Genomic DNA, 20319 nt, shown 5'->3' on the forward strand with positions numbered 1-20319 from the left:
CATGAGGTCGTCGATCGGCTTCCCCTCTGGAAACGGACCGACCATTGTGTCGAAGCAGGTCCGGAGATCCTCTGGGATCGGGGGGAGTTCAACCTTTCCAGAGGTTGCGCACCCGGTCAGCATCATCACCGTCAAAACAGGTAGTGCGCTTCTTAGGCGTGATCGCATCACGCTGCTCCTTTGCGTTCTTGTCGTATTGGGCGAGCTTCCCGGCATCGACGACAGCCTGGCTGGAGTCGGCTTCGAGGATCGCGACGTTGGTTTGCAGCTGCGTGACCTTGCTCTTGAGGGCGGCGATCTCGGCCGCCTTCTCGAACTTCATCCAGCCGGAGCCAAAGCCGGCCAGGAACACGCCGACACAGATGCCGGCGCGGAGCAGGAGCAGTTGCAACCAGGCAGGCATCAGAGACCACTCACGCAGATTTCGGCCTCGCCCTTGCGGTTCTTGTCCCCGTTCTCACGCCGGTTGACGAGACCGTCGAGACGCACACCCCCGGCCTTGTTGAAGGCGGTCAGAGCGGAACAGGCCCGGAGGTAGTTGTGTTTGCTGATCCAGTCCGCGCCGGTCGAGTTCTTCGCGGCCTTGACGCCGTAGTTGTAGGCGCCTGAGAGCAGTGAGGCCTGTACCGACACCGGAGCGACCGCGTAGTCCTTCACGCCGTCGACCAGCGGCAGATAGTAGTCGTGGGTGACGCGCTTGATCAGCATGGCCACGCACTGCTCGCGCGTGAACTTCATCCCCTTCTTGATGTTGAGGGTCTCGCCATGGCAGACGGTCCACACAGGCTTCTTCGGGAGGGTGTCCAGATACGCGGTCAGGCGCAGCCCTTCCCAGGGCATGATCATCTCCTCGACCGCCAGCTTGACGGCCGGAGGGACTTTGCCGGCCGCGACCTGTTGGTGGATCAGCTTCTCGGGCGTGAGTGCAGGCGCCACGACGGCCGGACGGACCATCTGGACAACGGCAGGCGGCGTGTACGCCGGCGTAGGCTGATCGACGGCCTGCCAGCCGGAGGCGCCTGCGAAAATGAGGGCAGCGAGGACGGCGGCTTTTCCACGCTTGGTCGCCACGATTTTATTGATCGGCATTGCGAAAAACCTTCTGGCTGACAAAAACACTGCTGATGAAGGCCCCGGCCACGACCAGACCCGTGAGAATGCCCATCACCTGCGGTGAGAGCGTCAGGAAGGCCGGCAGATACGGGAGCATGGCCTGCATGCCAGCGAGGATGCCGGCAACCGCAAGGAAGCGGTTGCTCCACGCGTGTCGCAGCTTCTTCTTCCAGTCAGGGTGTAGCCACTTCTTCATGGCCCCTATATGGGACCGAAGGCCGTCATTGTTCGGCCTGTTGTGCTGCGCTGTGCATCACGGTTTCGAGGGCGTGTTGTCCTGCTTGTACTGGACGTTACCAACTGCGATCGTCAGCTTGGTCATCTCGCCGGTCATGGCCTCAACCTTGTCGAGGATCATTTTGTAGTCCTGGCGAGTCTGCTGGTTGGAAGCTTCGAGCTGAGCCTGGAGCTTGGCCACCTGGGTGTCCACCTTCGCGTCCAGCTTGGCGATGTCTTCCTTGGCCTGGGTCAGCACGAAGCCCTGATAGGTCACGTAGCCGACAGCGCTGAAGAGCACGCCGATAATGGAGACACATCCGACAATGGCCGAGATGACCTTGCCGTTGATGACGACCCCTTTGAGCTCTTCTGTGGACATGGTGTTCCCTTAAACGCTCCCGGCAATATAGGGCTGAAGGCAAGGGATTGTTTGTCGCTACTGCTGCGCAATGATGCGTTCAGGAGGCGTGTCGGCGAAGGCCGCGGCGTACTGTCTCCGGACCTCCTGGATGATCCAGTCGGACGCGGTCTTGCCAGTCAGGCTGGAGAGCACCGCGAGCTTCGCACGGTCCTCGTCGGTGCCGTAGGCAATGATCCCTTTGTTGCGTTTAGGCATAAAACGCCGACCAATCAACGTTCGACGCCTGTTCGATCGCAGCAGGATTGGTGGCCTGTGCGACTGCGGCCTTTGCTGCCAACCGCATGGTCTCGATCTGCGCCGAAATCGCCGTCCACTGCTCGGACATGGTCAGCACGATCACCGCCTGGTCATAAGGCGTGATGCCGTTCAGGGCCGCCTCGGCGGTTATGTGTGGGATCTCGGATGGGGAGATGTCGAGTTGCGCCATCAGCAGCTCGGCCTCGACGCGCTTCTGCTGATAGACCATCTCCTGGCCCGGTACCGATGTGATGAACAGTTTGCGCACCTCGCCGGCTGAGTTGTCGATCTTCTCCACGGCGGCGGCGCGCAGAGGCGTCAGGTTCTTACTCAGGAGCATGGGCAGTCACCTTGATGGTTTTGGCAATGTAGGGCCACTGGAGGAGCTCCAGCGTGTATTCGGCCGGCATGTCGGAGGAGAGTTCGAGCGTGCCGCCGGTGAGCGTCATCGGCTCGCCGTCGAGACGGACGTCACAGGGATCCGGAATGGAAAGCGTCTTGATGTCGACGCCATCGGCGATGATCGAGATCTCATCCGGCAGATCCAGAACCGGCCGGGGAGTGACATGGTCATCGCCGGGGTTCGCGACATAGTCCGTCAGGATGTCACAGTTCTGGCTGATCTTTCCGTTCGACACCATCTTCGGCGAGCCGTCTTCGTTATAACGAAGCTCACCGGTGTCCCAGTCCTTTTCATGCTCCAGAGGCGTTGGAAGGGGCGGCAGGTTCAGCACGCCACTCTCCTTGGCAAGCATCATCTCCAGAACGGTTTCATGAACCGGGTCGGAAATGATGTGGGTGATTTGACCCTTTTCGTCGTATTCAACAATCATAGATCCAGATCCCAGATGATATATTTCATGACCATTCCCTGTTTAAGTGGGCCGGAGTATTGGAAATTGCTGGCGTTCACCCGAACCCATGCTGAAGCATTGGTTGGAGAGGCAGAAAGAACAAAATCGTTGATGTAGAGGCCGATATAATCATTCGGCCCTGTCGTCTCCACGCACGAGAACATAATCATCGGCATGTTCACGAACGTTTTTCCGTAATTTATCTGATTGATATTTGATTGGAATACAACCGACCCCTTTGAATGAACCGGACCCTGACCGAAATCGCTGTCGAACAGCAGATCCTTGCCGGTCACGGTCATCACGTTGAAACCGGGTTTCGATACCTTCAGGCCGCTTGCTGTGAGAAGAACCCTGTTAGCCAACTGGGATCCTTAATACCGCATAGGTCATCGTTCCGTCGTTCGAGATAGAGACGTCGCAGTGGAGCTTGATCGAGGTGAAGCTCAAATATTGAGCCCATATAATAGACGTATACTGAGCATTGAACCCCGTAACCTTTGGAAAAATCATAATCATTGGAAAAAAGCCGAGGTTCGGCGTCGTGATGGTTACCTCCTTGCCTGACGGGATTGTCAAGCGACCCGTCTGAACAAACTGGAACGCCTGAAAATTCGTCGAGAACAGCAAGTCGGAGTCGGCTGCGGTCATGACGTTGACCCCCGGCTTCGAGATGAATAGTCCAATGTCCGAGCCTCTGTTTCCCAGGCAAAGTCTGTTGCTCAAAATTGGTTTCCCATGATCGCGTAATAAACGATGTCAGAAGCGCCACTATTCCCAAGGGAGAATGTCACCGACCCGTAGGAGCTCTGCAACACGACACTGTGGTTTGTTTCGTCCGTAAGCATGATGCACCGGAGAACATTCAGTGGATAAAATAGACCTCCCTTCTTAGCCATGGCTAGACAAGACAGGCTTGTGTTGTAGAACGGAAGAGGGAGGCGGACATAATTGGAGGCTGTCAGATTGATTTGACCGACTTGCAGAATGTTGCCCGCCTCGTTCCAATCACTGCTGAAAGCCAGCTGCTCGTTCTTGACAGCAGTGGTCACATCATAACTGGGTTTCGCGATCAGCAGCTTGTAGTTGGCGCCGATCTTGCCGAGAAGAACTCTGTTCGACATCAGGTGTTATCCGACATGAGAAGGCGCCCATTGGTCAGGCTCCAGCTTTGCTTGCCGTCTGACGAGCGGATCTCACCGACCGTCACAAGGCCGACGTTGGCGCTGATCGCGGACAACGAGTTGGTCTCAATGCTGCCGGGACCAATCAACGTGGCACCACCAACGCTCCATGGCGACGGCTGGGTCTGGTTGTCGGTCGCCTCACCAAAGAAGGGGCGAGCGAGCCAACAATAACAGTCCGTGCCGGCAACTTTTGGCAAGGAGCCAAGAATTACAAGAGCTTTTACGGCGCCGGCTGGAGCCGTAGCAATAACAAATTCACGACGATATAGACCAAGGTTGTAGTTTGCCAGTCCATTGTCTGGACCACCGCTAGAGATATTGCTATCTAGAATAGCTACTCCGTCAGCATTGTAAAAACGTAAAATGCCAAAGTTCTTTGTTCGGATCGTATAGAAGTATGCTGAAAGTTGATACTTCTTTCCTGGAATGACCGGGAAATATTTAGTCGCTCCAACTGCATCGGTCGCTACAAAATAACCATAGTCAGCCGCTGCTGACCCAACAGCCGTGTATATCTGAAGCGCTCCACCCGGAGGTGCATAACCGTCAGTTCGTATGGCAGCACCGACAGTCGCCGAGGTGCGGCTTAGTGCCCAATTGGTCAATCCGGCACTGAGATCAGCATTGTCAAGCCAGTTTCCGCCCGTGCCTACCTGAAGATGCTGTGCCTGGATCCCGCCATCAACGATCAAGCTTCCGCCATATCGTTTTCTAAGAGACCCGTACTCACACACGTAAGCGGTGTCTGGTGCGGCGCCACCGTTGGTGTCAAAAACAAGACGAGCAAACGATGCACCTACAGGAGCATTCGCAGACACCGACCTCAACGTGTGACCAGTGTCTGCGATACTCCATACTGGAAGAATGGTATTGGTGATTATAGTCGTTTTATCTGCTTTAACCCACTGACAATACATACGCAGATTGCCAATAGTGCCGGCGGTGCCCATACGCATAACGCCGGATATTTCGTAATTTTCTCCTGGGTCAACAGATATCCACTGGCTAATCGCAATATTTCCCGACGTTTGCGCCGGCATCAACAAATCAGTTCCACTGCTATTGTAGCCAATGTTGCCAACATTCAATCTAAAGCTGGCGCTGGGGTGTAGTATTGCCCAGGCATTTTGACTGGCAAAATACGGATCAGAATTCAGATTGTCGAAATTGGTGATCAACATCTCGCGGGCTGTGACTGAGCCTGCCTGGATGTGCCGGGACTTGATGGCGTCGGTTTGGATGGCATCGGAGTCGATCGCGTTGACCCGCGCCTGGTCGGCGATGACCGTGCCGGTCTTCAGCTGACCACCGTCGATGATCGTGCGCCCGTAGGTGCCATCCAGGGACTTTCCCCCTTTGTAGGTCGCAACCACGATCGCGTCGTGATCGAAGGCCGTCAGAGGGTCTGTGGTGGCCGTAAGCGTCGTGGCGCCCTTCATGAAGCAAATGAAGAGGGTGCTCGTCGCCCAGGTGGCGTTGCCGGCCGCGATATTGCGCGTGGCTGTGTTGCCGTCGTCGCCGGTGTAGCGCACGACGCCAGAGGTCCACGACACCATGTTGGTGCTCGGGCTGTTGTAGTCGAAGATGATGTCCTCGACCTGAAGACCACGCTGGCCGAAGATGCCCTTGTCAGCTGTGACGGTTCCGGTCCCCAGCTTGTTGCCGTCGATCGTCGTCAGATCGCCAGGGTTGCGCCAGTCCGACAACATGGTGTCGCCCTGGACGCGGACCTTGCCGCCTTCGATCGAGACTGAGCCACCGTTGATCAGATCCGCGAGTTCAGGGCACTCGGGCGTGACCAAAGTCTCTTCCGCGGTGGTGCCGGAGCGGTTGCCGAACTGGTCGACCGCAGACGCACGAACCTTGTAGGTCTGGAGCGGAAGCACGGTCCACTCGAACGTGGGCGTACTGGAGGTGAAGCTCACCCAGTTGCCGGCGTTCTGCTTGATCTCGAAATCGAAGTAGGCGAAGTCCTGGTCGGCCGCCGCGTTCAGGCCAGCTGTCAGGATCATGCGCTGCACGACGCCCTCGACCGTCTCCAGGCGAGAGGACAGCGCAAGGCCAGTCGGGTCAGCCGGGGGTTCGATGTCCACCGTCTGATAGGATTGAGCTAAGACCTCCTGACTGTAATTCAGTTCGGTCTTGCCCATCGTGTCGTAGAGAGCGACCACGGCGTAGCAGACACTCATGCTCGGGACCGCCACCGACAGAGTGTTGCTGTTGATGTCCATGCTGGGAGCATGAGAGGTCGGATCTATCCCCGGCGTGTTTGAGAGCCAGATCAGGGCGCCCACATAGTCGACCAGGCCGTCGATCGGCCAGGAGAAGGAAACCGATCCGAAACCACGGTCGGCCGCCACCAGGGGTGCTGCCGGAGCGGGGTTCTTGATCAGGAAAGAGACTGGGGCCGAGTTGTTGCCGAAGAGATCGTAGGCGGTGACCGCCACGCGCAACTGGCGCGTGGCCGCGTCGGCGCGGATCATCGCGGTCGTGTACGAGAAGGCCGGAGCGCTGACGAACACCGTTCGCAGGAGCACTTCGCTGTCGTTGAAGATCTGCACACGGTAAGAGGCGAGCGCGGGGTCACTCTCCCCAGGCTCCCACTGCAGATCAGCATGGACATCGTCGAACAGATGCAGCGCGCCGTCGACCCCAGACTGGTTGGTGAGCGTCAGGTTCTTGATCGGGGCGACCGCACGGACCTCGCCACTGAGGTCGATGTCCGCATAGCCGATGACGGATTTTTGACCGGTCAATGCCAGCGCTTGGATCGAGAAGAGGTAGCGGCCCTGCTTGACGTCGTAGAGCTCAAACCGGGGTGTCTTCACCTCGCCGTTGAACTGCCACTGGTCGTCGTTGAAACGCGAGCTGATCGAATAGGTCCGCACGAATTTGTTGGGGTGTGGATCCCATTCGACACGCAGATTTTGGACAGGGCGACCGTTGCGGACCTCCGAGAAGGGTGTCACACGCGCGTTGGTGACGGCCGAGAGATCGGTCGGGAACTCGGGAATATCGACGACGACTGAGCCTGGTGACTCGGCGGCGGTGGGATACTTCGTCCGGTTCACCTCGATCGCGCTGATGGTAACGCTCTCGCTGTCCCCTTCCCCCTCACCACCCTCACCGATCGTGAGAACCCGGTAAGGCTTTGCGTTCAGGCCGATAGAAAAGACTGCCTGGGTAGGAATGCCGCTTGGCAGCTGCTCGGTGACCTTGAGCACCTTTGTCGCGTGGCCAACCGACGCCACGTCGATCGGCAAGGTTGCGAGCTCAAACTGGTTCAGGTTGATGACGATCTCGTGGTCGAAGCCGTCTTCCAAGAAGACGTTGTCCCGCAAGAAAATAAGCTGACTGCCATCAGTGCCTGTGATGCGGCCGGTGATGACGTCATCCATGGTGTCGTCGGAGACAAGGATGATCTCGTAAGGCTCGAGATAGAGACCCTCGCGCGCCGTCTCGAACGTGACCGTTTCCACTTCGGTCTGATCAGTCAGCAGCTTGACCGTTGCCCGGAAGATGGCCTCGTCGGCGTTGTTACAACCTACCGCGATGAAATCGTCGGGAGCACGCCCGTACGCGTCGATCGCCGGCTGGGACCTGACACGCCGCTGGTCTTGGGCGTAGAAGAGCGCCGGGTTTTTGAAGGCAACCGTGTAGTCGTTGATGCGGCTTTCGATTTCCGTATAGGAATACTTGAAGATGCCGTTTTTGACGTTCTCCTTGGCGAACAGATGGACTGCCGGCGCTTGGCCGTTGTCCAGGCGCAGCCGGCCGTAGCCGTTGCCGTCGTCAAAGAAGCGACCACCGAACACACCGAAAATGTAGGTGGCCAGCTCGCGCGGCGATTGGGGGTCTTTGATCAGCTGGTTGAAGGTGAATTGGGGCTTGCCGTTGGGGAGCCGGATATCGCACCACTGGCCCGCCTCATAGACGTCGAAAGGATCGAGCGTGATCGGATAGGTGGAGCTCATGCCATAGACGTCGTTCTCGACCATGTCGTAGCCGACGAAGGCAGGGTTATTGCTGTAGGCCTGCTTCCAGGTGCCGTCCCAGATGCCTGCGTAGGTGCGAGCCACTGGGTCGTAGTTCGAGGGCACCTTGACGATCCGTCCTTCGTAGACGCCCTGAAACGTCGGCAGGCTGGAGAACTGATCGCTGGCCCTGCCCTTCAGACGGATGGTTGCCAGGTTCGGGAACAGCAGCGGCTCTGCCTTCACCTCCTGGAAGCTCTCCCAGGAGACGTCGGTGCGATCGTCTTCGAGATCGTCGCTGTCCGTCGTCAGCTTGGTGACGCGGATGTCGTACGGGACGCCGATACGGTCGACCTTGATCCGCACTTCCTTGACGGCGTTCGAGGTGATCTTCTCGTTGACATGAAGAACGCCATTCTGGGAAATGATCTTGTTGCCGGCGGTGGGGTCATAAGTGCCCTTTGCCGGAAGCGACGTGACCCAGGCAGCGCCATTGAACCACAATAAGCGGGCGGAGGCCGGATTGTACCAAAGGTCACCGACCCGGGGGCTGGCGGGCGTGCCAGACGTCCAGAAATAGATGGTGCGCTTGATGTCCGACCGGGTTGGGTCGATCAGGGCGATGTAGTTCGCATCCTCGAAGGTGGCGCTCTCCCGACCGACCGTGGCGTCAACGGTGAGACCGTCAGGAACATAGAACTCCTCATTCGAATAGAACTTCGGGTGGAACTCACCCGCGGCCGAATTGATCCACCACACGCGGTTGCCATAGGCGGGCGCCAGGGCACGCTCTTCGGAGGTCGGGTCCGGCTCGGCAGGTTGGTTGTAGATCACCTGAGTACGGCCGGCGGTCATGGCCGATACGATGTCACCGCGGTGGACGACCTTCAGACTGTTCTCATACTGCTGGGTCGTCGTTCCGATCTCGGCATACAGGACTGGAAGCTGCCAAGTTGCTTCGTCGGACGGCTTGATCTCGATCCTCACATCGAGATCTCGGGCGCTCGTCCCGTCCTCATTTGAACGCAGGAGTTGATTGATGACGAGACGGAGCTCCAGCCAGTCGATGTCGACTTGCGAGCCCTGTCTGGTGACGCCAACATTCTGCGCGAGACTGCTACTGACGGTCGTGCTGGTGGCCTGGCCACCCAGCGACAAGACGATGAGCTCGCCCTGCGGTGACCCCACATTCACGTCGAGCTCAAAATCCTGAAAATTGGGGCTTCCGTTTGCGTTGAGCAGCGGGGTTTCGCCAATGTAGAAGTTCTTGGCGCTGTTGTCCTTCAGACCCTTGATCTTGCCTTCGGAGACGGCCAGAACCACTTCGACGATATCGTCGGTGAAATAGCTGTCGGGACTATTGCTCGCCCCACCGCCACCAAAGCCGCTGCCTGCAAACTTACGCATTGGCCCACCGCTTACGCATCCACGCGAGACGATCGACCGCTTGCTCGGGGTCGAACTCCCAACGGATAAAGTTCAAGGGTGAAGTCGCGTACGGGTCGATCAGCGCCACCGGGCAGGTGTAGAGATTGAGGTTCTCCGCGCCGATCGCATCGCCGAAGCTGTCGATTTCCTTGTAGGTGCCGACCTGGACCGCGTGGAAAGCGCGCTCGGCGCCGGGATGAGCTCCCAGCGTGTAGCCGGCCGAGTGAATGTGACCAGAGACGTAGATGTCGTGCTGACCGTCGAACAGCGCCTTCTTCACGGCGCCGAAATTCTTCAGGTACATGGAATTGCCGGGGAAGCCGTGCGCGGCGTAGATGCCCAGCTTGCGACCGTTTGGGAAGCGCAGGCCGACACGGGCACGCCAGTCGCGGGCGGCGCCCGCATTGCCGGCCAGCATCTGGTCGAGGATCTTGGAGTGGCCAGACCACAGGTCGTGGTTGCCGTAGATCACGAACATCCAGTGGACGCGGTTCAGGAAATATTCGACCAGTGCGCGGGCCTCGGCCCCATCAGTGGTCTGCTCGGACCAGAGACGTGCGAGACGGCCGGACCAGTTGTTCCACATGTCGCCGAGGCAAGCACCGAACATGCCCTCGTTGCGACCGTCGAAGATTTCGGTGTGTCGAAGCAGGAGCTTGATGTTGCAGCCGTCGCTGTCGACGTGGGGGTCACCCATGAAGCCGAGACCGACCGGGCCGTCGATGTTGATCCTGACCGGGATCAGCTTGTCGTGCTCGCGCTGCTTGTTTTTCTTTTCGAAAACCCGGATCCGGCGCTCGAGCAGCTCTTCGATGTCGACAGCCGGACCATCATCCACCGTGAACGGCTCATCGGCCGCTGTGGGCATGTTTGCCAGCGCGCGCCGGAGCGTCCGCTCGGAGATGTCGAAGCCCATGCTGCGAAGCATCCGCTCAGCCGGTCGGAAGCCTCCTGCCTTGCTGAACGCCTCGATCATCTTCTCGGGAGTTGGTTTCATGTGCTGTTATCCCGTTACAATTGCGTCGGTGTCGAAGGAGAGGTAATGGCCGCCGCACAGGTCCTCGCCGTACAGAAACGGGATGCGCGTCCCGATCGTGACCGTGTTCTCGGAGGCTCCGAGGTAGTGAGATTTTTTCTGGTCGTCTTCGCTGCTGGGGGTCGGCATCAGCATCTGCGCAACGCCACCGAGGAAGGCGAGCGCGCCCGCTTGAACCAGCCAGCCGACGCCCGCAAACCAACCCACCGCCACGAGTGCGACACCGAGCAGGATCTGGAGAAACCCGCCCTTCTTGCCGCCTACGAACTGGGGAATGAGATGGATCTCCCCGTCCTTGGCCGGCCGGTACAAGTCTTCGACCTTGTCACAACCCACCACCGAGATACGGTGGCGGCCGTGGACGGCGTTTGGACGGAAGCCAGGGAGTTGGGGAGTAACGAGGGCGACAGCTTCGGCGACAGTGGCGGCTTCGACCTCGATCGGGCCCTCATGGAATTTGGCGAAGTATCCGTGGAGGAATACCTTAACCTTCATTTTCCCATTTCTGATCGGTCAGGACGCGGCCCTTATCGACGCGATACGAAGTCACTCCGTCCGTACCGATGATGAGGTGAAGCCAGTCGCGATAGTTGCGGAAGCCGTACCAGTCGTTGGTCGAGAGGTTCGAGTTCTGGCCGGGGTGGGTGTGCCACGTTGCGGCGATCTTGTCGTGGTACTTGAGTAGGTCCTGACCCGACACTTCGAAGCCGTTGTCCGAATGGATACAGATGTTTTCAACCTCGACGATCTCGCCGGTCGTCAGGACGAAGCCGACGCGCTCAGGGCCGTCCGTCAGCTTCTGGTTGAGTTCCTGAATGGGCGGCTCGAAGTTCATCCAACAGCTTCTGCTTGCTCGGCGAAAGGAAGTCCCGAAGATCTCGTGTCTCCGTCTCGGTGACGACGACACTTGGAACATCCTGATGGCGATAGATCGCGATGCAGTTGTTCCTCATAATTCCCCGGAACGGGTCGACCTTTGAAAGGCCACCGTACAGGTGGTGGAGAATGCGTCCGTTTTCAACGAAAACACCGCAGTGATTTCCAAAAGTGGAGCCGACTGCGGCGACCGCAACATCCCCGAATTTGATCTCGGTCGGATGGACCTGAACTTCCCGAAAGCCCATGCTCTTGTAGTTGTCGCCGAACAGGTTTAGACCTCTCTGATAGAAGTCTTCTGGACGGGCTATATTGGGCAATTCGATGCCGAAAATGTCACGATAGAAGTCGCGCACCAAGCCGAAACAGTCACACGACGCCCATACGAATTGACGGCCAAGAAGGTGCTGATAGTTCATCAGGCGAGCCTCACCATGGGGAACTCCGGAGGGATGAATTGGCGGGCCGGAACCTTGCTGTTTGGCCCCTCGGTCATAACCCGCAGCTCTGCGGTGATTGATTGGCCGGCGGTTACATCAGCGATCCGGGAAATGTACCACATGCGGCGCTGATAGATCTGCACGTCGCCTTCGTAGTGGTCACGCAGGAGCCGATAGCGAATGACTGTGGCACGATCGAGCAGACGCTGGCGCACGAGCGTGCTGAACACACCGTCCGGGTTGATCAGCTGCAGCCTCGGTCGGGTTTCCTCACCATCGGCCGATCGTTTCTCCCCCGAGATCTGGATGCCGAACATCTCCCAAGATTGTCCCTGCCAGGTGCGGGTGGTGCTGTCGCTCAGACGCAGAATAACCGGCTCTGTCCGGAGCTGGATCTCGTAGAGGTTCACGTATCCGTCCGCAGTCAGCTTCTGCGACTCGGTCATATGCTCGATTGGTTTGTTGATGTCGCTCATGGCTGGAGGATGAACTCGACGTTGACCTGCTCGGTTTGGCCGTTGCCCTTCTCGACGCCTTTGGGCACCTGGAGCGGCTTGGAGAAACGAACTTTGACCAAACCACGGCGCGGGTGTGGGTAGTTGAATGGCTCGTAGAGCCGATGGGCCTCGTAGAAGTCTTGCAAGCATTGCATGTTGCGTTGGGGCTCGCGGACGGCGTCCACAACACCAGGACTGCTCTCGAAGAACCACATCGCTTTGAAGGCCAGCTTGAAGGTGATCTGGTCCGGCCCGTTGGGCTTGGTGGCGAACTGGTAGCCGCCGCCAAACTGGATCACGGTCGAACTCTGCGGATATTCATCCGCCACGGTGTGAAAGGGAAAGTCGAAGGTCTGCATCATATCTTCCCAGAGTTGATCGCCTTGATCAGCGAGCGGGTCACGCCACGGCGGCGGATGTCGTCGCTGATGTACGCCACGACGTCGTCGGGCCCGAGCTGCGGCTTCTCTTCCGGCAGGACCGCCCACACGTTCACCGGCCGCTGATCAGCCGGCTGTGGGGCCGGAAGGGTCGGCATCCCGGCGGAGATCCGGCGGTTACCCAGCGCGTTCACTTTCTCCAAGGAGTCACGGCCGATCTGATTGACCGCCGAGGCACGCAGGATCATTTCTCCAGGCATCACTTTGCGGAGCTGGCTGTCGCGAAACGGCGTGGTGCCGCCGGGGATCATCTCACCGTTGGCCGACCGCTTGACGCCCGCGATGTACTGGCCGGTGGCGGCGCCGCCAACGAGCATGCTGAAGAAGCTGCCGATGCCGGAGCTCGCACCGCTGCCGCCCATCAGACCTTGCAGCATGTTAAAGACCAGCGCCTTGGCAATCATCTGCATGAGCATCTGGACGACGGACAGGCCGAACTTCTTGAAGGCCTCGCCGGCCGACATGGAGCCTGATGCAAGGTCAGTGAACAAGGTGCCCATCGAGTTGGCGATGCCGTCGAGCGCCTGGCCCCAAGCCGCACCGGCCTTTTGAGCCGACGAGATCATGTTGCCGTTCGCATCCATGATGCCGTTGCGCTGCATCCAGGCGCGGTTCGCTGCCTCGATCGCATCCTTCAGTGTCATCTCGCCCTGGGCAGCGGCCTGGGTGTCGGCGGTGGACTGCCGGCGTACGCCCGTCAGGCTCTGCTCGACCGAATACTGACGCTCCTTCAACGCTTGGACGATCTGGCTGTTGGCGCCATACTGCTGCTCGGCCGCGGCTACCTGCTGGAGGATGTAGGCGTGGAGCTGCTCAAGCTGGTTCAGACGCTCCTGCTGAGCGGCCTGCTGCTGGAGCTGCACATCGTGCTGCGCATCCTGGACCTGAGAGTCAGTGTACTTGCTCGCATAGAGCGGGTTCTGCATTGCCGAGAGCTTGGCCTGCGCCTCTTCGAGCGGTTTGAACTCCATGTTCTCAATGGATTGCTGGTAGCGATCGAGCAGCGTGACGATCTTGCCGCCCAGGCCGCTCTCCAGTTGCTCCTTCAGGGCGGCCAGACGTTCATCGAAACCATCGGTGCCCTCATTGGCTTTGGTGAAGGAGTCGATCTCCTTCGTCGCCATGTCGGCCCACTTGGTCTTGACCTGATCGATGATCGACTGAAGGGCCTGCGGGTCCTGCGCCTTGGACGACTGGACCATCAATGTGTTGATCTGAGCCTCGATCGCCTTGGCCTGGCTGTCGAGAAGCTTGGTCGCCGCCTTGACTTGGTTCTTCTGGATCTTGTCGGTAGCCGAGCGCATCGCATCGCTCGCACCTTCGGTCAGGTTTTTGGTCTGCGTATCCAGGGCATCGTCGGCCGCGTCGACCGGCTTCTCCACCATGTCCTTGACCTTGGCCAGGTGCTGGCTGGCCTTGGCCATGATCATGTCGAGGAACTGCTGGGCGGTCTGCGTGATGTTGCCGCCGTTGCCCGCGACGACATCGGAACCCAAGACGGCCACTGCGTTGCCGTTCGGGTTCTGGACGGCTTTCTGGTAGCCAGATTGGCCGAGCAGGTGCGAGCCGTAATAGTCCTGGAAGGAGAGCTGGGTGGAGCCCATTTCCTTTTGGGTACGCAGCATGTCCTGGATGCCGGCGTAGATCTGCATGTCGACGCTGCTGCGGTCACCGGGCGCCAGGCCATGGCTCGCCCAGTTCGCATCCGTGTTCTGATAGATGCCTGCGGCGGTCGAGCCTGGGTTCTTGGCGTTTGGTTTGAAGCCACTCTCGAATGAGGCAATGGCGAGCGCGATTTGCGGCGGGATCCCGGCCTTGTTCGCGGCCTCAATGATCTTGCGCTGAATGTCGTTGGCGCTGGCCGAAGGCAGGCCGCCCACGGCGAACGAGCCATAGTCCTGCGAGACGCTGATCCCGGCGATCTGGCCGGCGAGCTCCTGAGCCTTCTTGTTCAGCTCGTCCAGCTTCTCCTTGACGGTCTTGATGTAATCCGCGGTGGAGTTGTTATCGATCGACTGGGCGAGATTTTTCATCTCGTCCTGAACGCGCTTCAGCTGGTCGTTGAGGTTGTCGTCGAACGTCTCGTTGGCGACTTTGGCGAGCTCGGCCCGCTTCTCGATCACCGACTGGACGAGATCATCACGGCGCGTCTTAGCCGCGTCACGGATCTGGCGCTTGGCCAACTCCAGATCGGCATCGTTGCCGCCGACATTCTTGTCGGGGTCGGCGTCAAAGGCATCCTGCTCCAGCTTGGCCAGTTTGCCGTCGAGGGCGTAGAGCTGGTTCTCAAGCAGATCGACCTGACGTTCGTTCTGAGCATCGCCCAACTGCTTCTTGACCGCAGCAACCTGGCGCTCGACGTTCTTCTGCTCCTGCTCGGCCATGTAGGCCTGGAACTTCTTGAAGGCCTTGACGGAGCCCTCGGCGCCTTTCTTGAACTCGCCCTGGAGACCAGCGATGTTGGTCTTTAGCTCGCTCCCATCGACGGCGTCCTTGATCTCCTTGTCCGAGAAGTCGCCGGACTTGCGCATCTCATCGGCCGCGGCCTTGAGACCCTCGTTGATCTTCTCGATACGCTTGTCGAGCTCGGCCTGAAGCTCGTCGTAGGCGGCCTTCGTCTGCTCGATCGGCAGATCCGATTTGATGATCTCGCCCAGCCTGCTCGACAGCCAGCCGGTGGTCTCGGTCTTGAGCCTGTCGGCCGTCTGGTAGCCGGGAGTGCTCTGGAGCGTTGCAGCGGACTGCTTCGAGACCTGGACGGTGCGGTCGGCTTTCTCCGCCTGGATCTGCACCAGATATTTGGAGATTGGATCAAAGCCTTCCCGCAATGACTTCAGGAAGTCGAGGTTCTTCTTCAGGGTGGCGAGCTGGGTGCTTTCACCTTCGGAGAGGTCGCCGCCGATACCCATGAAGCCATTGCGGGCATCGAGCGGCTTGATCTTTCGCTCGGTGGACAGGATCAGGCGCTCCAACATGACCCCCAAAGCCTGGGCCCGCTGCCCGTCGACTTTGTCCAGGTCCGTTACCTGGTTGGTGGATATCTTGAAGGCGTCGGCGATGTCCTTGCCAAACTCCTGGGCAACCTTGTCGTTGTAGGAAGGAATGTCCCGGGTCTCGACTGCGCCACCGACGCCGAAGCGCCGAGAAGCACCCAAGGAGGCGGTCCAGTAGCTATTGCCACTCGCCTGATCACTGGCGGCTTCACGCAACAGTCCAGTCTTCTCATCGATCTTGTCGACCAGTAGGCCGAACTGTTCGGGCAGACCCTTGACCATCTCGGCTTTGAGGTTCTGCATGGCCTTGATGAGGTCAGCGACAGAGGACGAAGAGGCGTCGATCTCTCCGGTCAGTTCCTGGAAGGTGGACAGCACCTCCATGACCTTCGTCTTGCGCAGCATGTCGCTGCCCGCGTCCAGGCTCTTCTGCTTCTGCGAGAGGTCGTCCAGCGTCGTGGTGAGGCTGGTGAGCCGGTCGGTGGTGTTGTCGATGGACGCCTGATACTCGTTCTGTTCGGTTTTCAGCCGGTCGAGCGTGCTCGCCACCCGGCCAGCCGTGTCGCCATAGGCCGAAAGGGCCTGCACCACGCCGAGCACGATCGTGGCGCCCAGGAAGATCGGGTTGCCGAGAGTGGCAGCGCGCAAGACCGTGAAGGCACCTGCCGCGCCGGTCGCCGCCGTGCCGAGACCAATGAGGCCCGCTACCAGCCTGCCGAGCTTGACCAGGAGAGCGGCCGAGACCAGCGTTGCGATCGCAGTGCCGACAATCTGCACGAGGGGCTGAAGTTCCCGGAGCCAGGCGATCACGCTTGACCCAGTTGAAACGGTGTTCTGCAGAGTGCGGATGAACGGCTGGAATGCGGTGTAGACCAGGGCGCCGAGGTTCGACCCGAAGTTCTTCGCCGTGTTGGCGAGCGACTCCATCTGGGTCTGGTTCGCCTCGGCCGCAGCGTTGGTCAGAAGGAAGGACTGCCGGAGCTCCGACATCGTGTCCAGGTTGTTTGCGAGTGCCGTGTAGGCGGCGGCGGCACGCACCTCGAGACCGTTGAACGCGCTCGACGTATCGAAGCCGGCGTTCTTGAGGTTCTCCAGGACGCCCGAGAGGCCGTGTGATTTGAGATCGATGTCCTCCAGCGACAGGCCGAGACGGGAGAGCTCGGCCTTGAGGTTCTTGGAAGGTGTGATCAGGTCCACCAGGAGCTGGCGCATGCCGGTGCCGATGGTCGAGCCGGATCTGATGCCGGCGTTGGCCATCGCGCCAACGGCAGCAGTCAGTTCGTTGTAGCTGACACCCACGGTTGCCGCGGTGTTGCCAGCGTACTGAAGGGCGGCCGACAACTGGTCGAGCGTCAGCTTGCTCTCGTTCAGAGCAGCGGTGAAGACGTCGGCCAGGTGGCCCGCCTCGCCCGCCTGAAGACCGAAGATGTTCAGAGAGCTGGTGACGAGATCGACGGCGTCCTTCAACTCAGTGCCGGCAGCGGTCGCCAGCTTGGCCACCGGTTCGATGGCCTCAGAGACCTGCCCAGCCGACATGCCTGCTTGGCCCATCAGGGTCGCAGCTTCGGAGATCTCATTGGCAGTGAACTTGGTCTTCTCCGACACCGAAAGGAGCCGATCCTCCATCAGCCCCATCTCGGCGTTGGTGGAGGCAGTGATGGCCTGGAACTGCTTGAACTGCTCGTCGAGGTTGACGATGAAGTTTCCGAGGCTGAAGGCCGCGCTGTAAGCGCCACCCACCATGGCGTAATTGTTGAGGATGCCAGCCTGGGACAGAAACTGGTTGGCGCCGCCATTCAGGTTCCGGCGCTCGCTCTGCTTCTGGAAACCATACGCAGCGTCACCCAGCCGCGCGCGGTTGTTGCGGTCGGTCATCCGGTTCCGGAGCAGTGTCTCTTCGCTCTCCAGATTGGTGAGCGACCGCTTGACCGCCTTGAGGTAGGTGGAGTTGACTTCGTCGAGATACTTGCCCACCAGCTGGTTGGTGGTCGACTTCATCTCGGAAATTTCGCGCTGGAAGGCTGCACGGTTGGCCTGGGACTGCTCGGTGCCCAGGGCGTAGTCTCGAGCCACGGCGGCCGGCGCCGAACGCTGCCGATTGCGGATCTGGGAAAGGCGGGCCTCGTGGGCGGCTGTGTCCTGGCCCTGCTTGCGCAGCGAGGCCATCTCGCTCTCAAGCTTCTTGATGTACGAGACGTATTCCTGTGCCGCCTTGCGCATGTTCTGTTGAACCTGCGTGGAGTTGACGGCGAGGTCGTCACTGAACGTTTTCAGTTTGTTGCGGAGCTGATCGATTTCTCGAAGACTGTCCTGCAGGTCGATATCGACGTCATACAGGATGTCATTCTGCTCAAGCGCCAACTTGACCCCCTAGCGTTTGGAACGCCGCCGCGAGTTGGTCCCAGCTTTCAATCACCTGGACTTCCTCGTCGTCAGTTTCATCATCGGAACCGCCGAGAGCCTTCGAGACGACCGTTGCCAGGTTGTCGAAGTGCTGCCCCAGTTCCGCTACCTTTCCTTCAGTGTTCAGCCGGACGATCGTGACGAGGTCTTTGTAGGTATGGCTCCAATAGACCTCGCGGAGATCGCTGGGTTTGATCTTCAGCGTCCAGACGATTGCTTCTTCGAAGGAGAGCCCTGTGACCCAGTCAGTGAAGACGCGCCCTGATGCAGACCGTCGAGAGCTCCCTTGAGCTTCACCACCCGATCCATAGATCGTGTGAAAAAACCGATGGCATGATCCACCTCCCATGCCAGGAGGCCTTCCATGTCCGAAGCCGAGATCTCGACATCGTCAAGAGAAGCCAGTCGCTCCTTGATCTTGCCGCTCGGTGCGCGGTCATGGAGCGCCGTCAGCAGCACTTGTTCACGAAGCTTGGGGGCGAAATAGACGCTGGCCGCGGTGGCCGGCTCGCCCATCAGGGCGGTGATCTCGTTGAGCAATCCGAAGGACATGAAAATCTCACGCGGTTCACCGTTCTGATTAAGCTCGAACCGGTCCTTTAGATCGGACATAAAGTGCTCCTAAAATGTGAAAAACCTCGCCCGTGATGTAGTCACGGGCGAGGCTTTGTTCTACGGAGTTTTGGAAATTAGCGAGCCAGGAGGATCGCCTGGCCGTCGCCGTACTCCCCATAGAAGGGATCGGTCGTGACCATCTGGTAGGGCTGCATCTCGAACGGCATGTTCGAGAAGTTGTCCGACGCGAAGGAGATGCCCAGACCGCGCGTCACCTTCACCTTCGGCAGAAGGATGGTGAACGGCGAGTTGTCCTTCGGCAGGATGCCGGTGACCTTGCAGGCCAGGTCGGGCTGGGTCACGTTCACGCCGACATCGACACGCTTCAGGCGGCCGACGCGCGAGCCCACCGGGAAGGTCATTCCAGTCGGGATCTCGAAGCCCGCGGCCAGCGTGGCCGTTTTGGTCGCCTCGGTCCATTCATCGACCTTCACGACGTGGACGTAGTCGTCCTGGCCCTTCTGGATGAAGAGGTAGTCACCGGCCACGATTGGTTTGGTCGGCGAGACCGCCAGCACGATGTCGGAGGCAGCGGCGGTCACCTCGGCGCTCAGGGCCGACAGTTCGTCCACGACGTCGAAGCTCGTGCCCGAGGCGTCGAGGCCGGCGGCGTACGCGATGTTCTTCGCGGTGAACTCGTAGACTTCGCACGAAGTCTTGAGGCCTTCGCCCGTGCGGACGGACATCACAACGGCGTTTCGGATGCCCTGCGTGAGTTCGGTGTATTGGGCTTCGCCGGTCAGCTGGAAGTTCTTCACGAGGCCGATCGAATGTTCCATCGGATTGAGCTGGTGAAGGTCAGCGAGGGGACCGAGCATGACGGTCGCCGTGGACAGCATAAACTTGTTCGTTTTGGCGTTACCGGCCATGGGGTGCTCCTTTTGGAAATCGGCGCAGAATGATCTTTCAATCGCGCTTGTTAGGTGGGCACCCGCACCTACATGAGCAATCAACCTGTGCAGCATAATGGTGTAAAATGAAGCGCATTACCGTGAATGTCGACGACGAGTTGAAGGAGATCCTGGAGCGCCGTGCTACCTTTCTTCGGCGTTCCTTGTCTGCTGAGATCGTCACGCTTGTTGAGACGGCTCTCGCTCAGGAAGACGAGACCAATCGGGCCATCCTCCAGGCTCACTATGCCATCGGATCGACCAGCGCCTCGGCCTGAATGAACTGCAGCGCTCTTGTATTGGCCTTGGTCATCGGGGCGACTGATGTTCCATCAACGATCTTGAGCCAGCTGTATGGCTGCTCCGTTTTGCTGTCGAAGACCGACAGCCGCGTTCCGCTCTTCAGAGACTTGAAGAGGAAGTCCACCATCGCGCGGTGGACAAACAATCCATCGTCCTTGAACGAACCGACGCCGATCACAAACGTTGCGCTGTAGATCCCATTGGACAACTCGTCGATCGCCAACGAGGCTGGACCGATCAGGTGGAGAGCCGGCGCTTCTTCGATGTTGGCGTGCGCCTCCCAGTCGAACATCTGCATGCTTTCGAGCGGCGTGATGTCGTTGGCGGCTATCATCTGGATCTGCTGGTTGACGTAGGCCGCGACCGACGTCCAAACATTCATGTAGGCCATTC

The 20319-nt window shown here is 59.3% G+C and carries 22 protein-coding genes; 1 reads left to right on the forward strand and 21 read right to left on the reverse strand.

The genetic code is table 11. The features are described from left to right. Positions 1-88 precede the first annotated feature (88 nt). The 20 genes from FJ426_RS20685 to FJ426_RS20775 all read right to left on the reverse strand — a co-directional run bounded on the left by FJ426_RS20685 (position 89) and on the right by FJ426_RS20775 (position 19602). Positions 89-403 carry a hypothetical protein gene (locus FJ426_RS20685; protein ID WP_140579892.1) on the reverse strand — a complete coding sequence of 105 codons (315 nt, stop codon included), beginning with the start codon at positions 401-403 and terminating at the stop codon, positions 89-91. After that, entirely contained in the window at positions 403-1089 is a 687-nt protein-coding gene (locus FJ426_RS20690; RefSeq protein ID WP_246675577.1) for a lysozyme, read from the reverse strand. The genes FJ426_RS20685 and FJ426_RS20690 overlap by 1 nt, the downstream gene beginning before the upstream one ends. Beyond that, entirely contained in the window at positions 1076-1309 is a 234-nt protein-coding gene (locus tag FJ426_RS20695; protein ID WP_140579893.1) for a hypothetical protein, read from the reverse strand. Before FJ426_RS20695 ends, FJ426_RS20690 begins: the two co-directional genes overlap by 14 nt. Before the next feature lie 57 nt (positions 1310-1366). Beyond that, positions 1367-1711 (reverse strand): hypothetical protein, encoded by a 345-nt coding sequence (locus FJ426_RS20700; protein ID WP_140579894.1) that lies wholly within the window; start codon positions 1709-1711, stop codon positions 1367-1369. A gap of 57 nt (positions 1712-1768) precedes the next feature. Beyond that, positions 1769-1948 carry a hypothetical protein gene (locus FJ426_RS20705; protein ID WP_140579895.1) on the reverse strand — a complete coding sequence of 60 codons (180 nt, stop codon included), beginning with the start codon at positions 1946-1948 and terminating at the stop codon, positions 1769-1771. Continuing rightward, entirely contained in the window at positions 1941-2330 is a 390-nt protein-coding gene (locus tag FJ426_RS20710; protein WP_140579896.1) for a hypothetical protein, read from the reverse strand. Before FJ426_RS20710 ends, FJ426_RS20705 begins: the two co-directional genes overlap by 8 nt. Beyond that, positions 2317-2823: a hypothetical protein gene (locus FJ426_RS20715; RefSeq protein ID WP_140579897.1), complete on the reverse strand. Its 507-nt coding sequence runs from the start codon at positions 2821-2823 to the stop codon at positions 2317-2319. The genes FJ426_RS20710 and FJ426_RS20715 overlap by 14 nt, the downstream gene beginning before the upstream one ends. Beyond that, positions 2820-3209, reverse strand: coding sequence for a hypothetical protein (locus tag FJ426_RS20720; protein WP_140579898.1), 390 nt, complete (start codon positions 3207-3209; stop codon positions 2820-2822). Before FJ426_RS20720 ends, FJ426_RS20715 begins: the two co-directional genes overlap by 4 nt. Beyond that, a complete protein-coding gene (locus FJ426_RS20725) occupies positions 3202-3495 on the reverse strand; it encodes a hypothetical protein (RefSeq protein ID WP_140579899.1) in 294 nt (97 codons plus the stop codon). The genes FJ426_RS20720 and FJ426_RS20725 overlap by 8 nt, the downstream gene beginning before the upstream one ends. Positions 3496-3566: 71 nt before the next feature. Then, positions 3567-3968, reverse strand: coding sequence for a hypothetical protein (locus tag FJ426_RS20730; RefSeq protein WP_140579900.1), 402 nt, complete (start codon positions 3966-3968; stop codon positions 3567-3569). Beyond that, a complete protein-coding gene (locus FJ426_RS20735) occupies positions 3968-9412 on the reverse strand; it encodes a phage tail protein (protein ID WP_140579901.1) in 5445 nt (1814 codons plus the stop codon). The genes FJ426_RS20730 and FJ426_RS20735 overlap by 1 nt, the downstream gene beginning before the upstream one ends. After that, on the reverse strand, positions 9405-10409 hold the full coding sequence (locus FJ426_RS20740; protein ID WP_140579902.1) for a hypothetical protein: 1005 nt from the start codon (positions 10407-10409) through the stop codon (positions 9405-9407). The genes FJ426_RS20735 and FJ426_RS20740 overlap by 8 nt, the downstream gene beginning before the upstream one ends. 27 nt (positions 10410-10436) lie before the next feature. After that, the gene (locus tag FJ426_RS20745; protein WP_140579903.1) at positions 10437-10964 is read right to left on the reverse strand and encodes a tail assembly protein; all 528 of its coding nucleotides are present in this window, start codon (positions 10962-10964) and stop codon (positions 10437-10439) included. Beyond that, complete coding sequence (locus tag FJ426_RS20750) at positions 10954-11304, reverse strand: hypothetical protein (protein WP_140579904.1); 351 nt, start codon at positions 11302-11304, stop codon at positions 10954-10956. The genes FJ426_RS20745 and FJ426_RS20750 overlap by 11 nt, the downstream gene beginning before the upstream one ends. Next, positions 11249-11764: an NlpC/P60 family protein gene (locus FJ426_RS20755; protein WP_140579905.1), complete on the reverse strand. Its 516-nt coding sequence runs from the start codon at positions 11762-11764 to the stop codon at positions 11249-11251. Before FJ426_RS20755 ends, FJ426_RS20750 begins: the two co-directional genes overlap by 56 nt. Further along, positions 11764-12261 (reverse strand): hypothetical protein, encoded by a 498-nt coding sequence (locus FJ426_RS20760; RefSeq protein WP_181176981.1) that lies wholly within the window; start codon positions 12259-12261, stop codon positions 11764-11766. The genes FJ426_RS20755 and FJ426_RS20760 overlap by 1 nt, the downstream gene beginning before the upstream one ends. Further along, a complete protein-coding gene (locus FJ426_RS31465) occupies positions 12258-12641 on the reverse strand; it encodes a hypothetical protein (RefSeq protein ID WP_181176982.1) in 384 nt (127 codons plus the stop codon). Before FJ426_RS31465 ends, FJ426_RS20760 begins: the two co-directional genes overlap by 4 nt. Next, complete coding sequence (locus FJ426_RS20765) at positions 12641-18076, reverse strand: phage tail tape measure protein (RefSeq protein WP_140579907.1); 5436 nt, start codon at positions 18074-18076, stop codon at positions 12641-12643. Before FJ426_RS20765 ends, FJ426_RS31465 begins: the two co-directional genes overlap by 1 nt. Positions 18077-18316: 240 nt before the next feature. Then, a complete protein-coding gene (locus FJ426_RS20770; protein WP_140579908.1) occupies positions 18317-18730 on the reverse strand; it encodes a hypothetical protein in 414 nt (137 codons plus the stop codon). A gap of 77 nt (positions 18731-18807) precedes the next feature. Continuing rightward, positions 18808-19602, reverse strand: coding sequence for a hypothetical protein (locus tag FJ426_RS20775; RefSeq protein ID WP_140579909.1), 795 nt, complete (start codon positions 19600-19602; stop codon positions 18808-18810). Positions 19603-19709: 107 nt separating this feature from the next. Here FJ426_RS20775 and FJ426_RS20780 point away from each other — a divergent pair, with 107 nt between their 5' ends. Continuing rightward, positions 19710-19901, forward strand: a complete 192-nt coding sequence (locus FJ426_RS20780) for a hypothetical protein (protein WP_140579910.1) — start codon at positions 19710-19712, stop codon at positions 19899-19901. On the opposite strand, the gene FJ426_RS20785 is transcribed toward FJ426_RS20780, so the two are convergent. Next, positions 19868-20317, reverse strand: coding sequence for a hypothetical protein (locus FJ426_RS20785; RefSeq protein WP_140579911.1), 450 nt, complete (start codon positions 20315-20317; stop codon positions 19868-19870). The two genes, FJ426_RS20780 and FJ426_RS20785, sit on opposite strands and share 34 nt — an antisense overlap. Positions 20318-20319: the final 2 nt, after the last annotated feature.

It is taken from the genome of Mesorhizobium sp. B2-6-4, from assembly GCF_006441495.1.
Classification (GTDB): Bacteria; Pseudomonadota; Alphaproteobacteria; order Rhizobiales; family Rhizobiaceae; genus Mesorhizobium.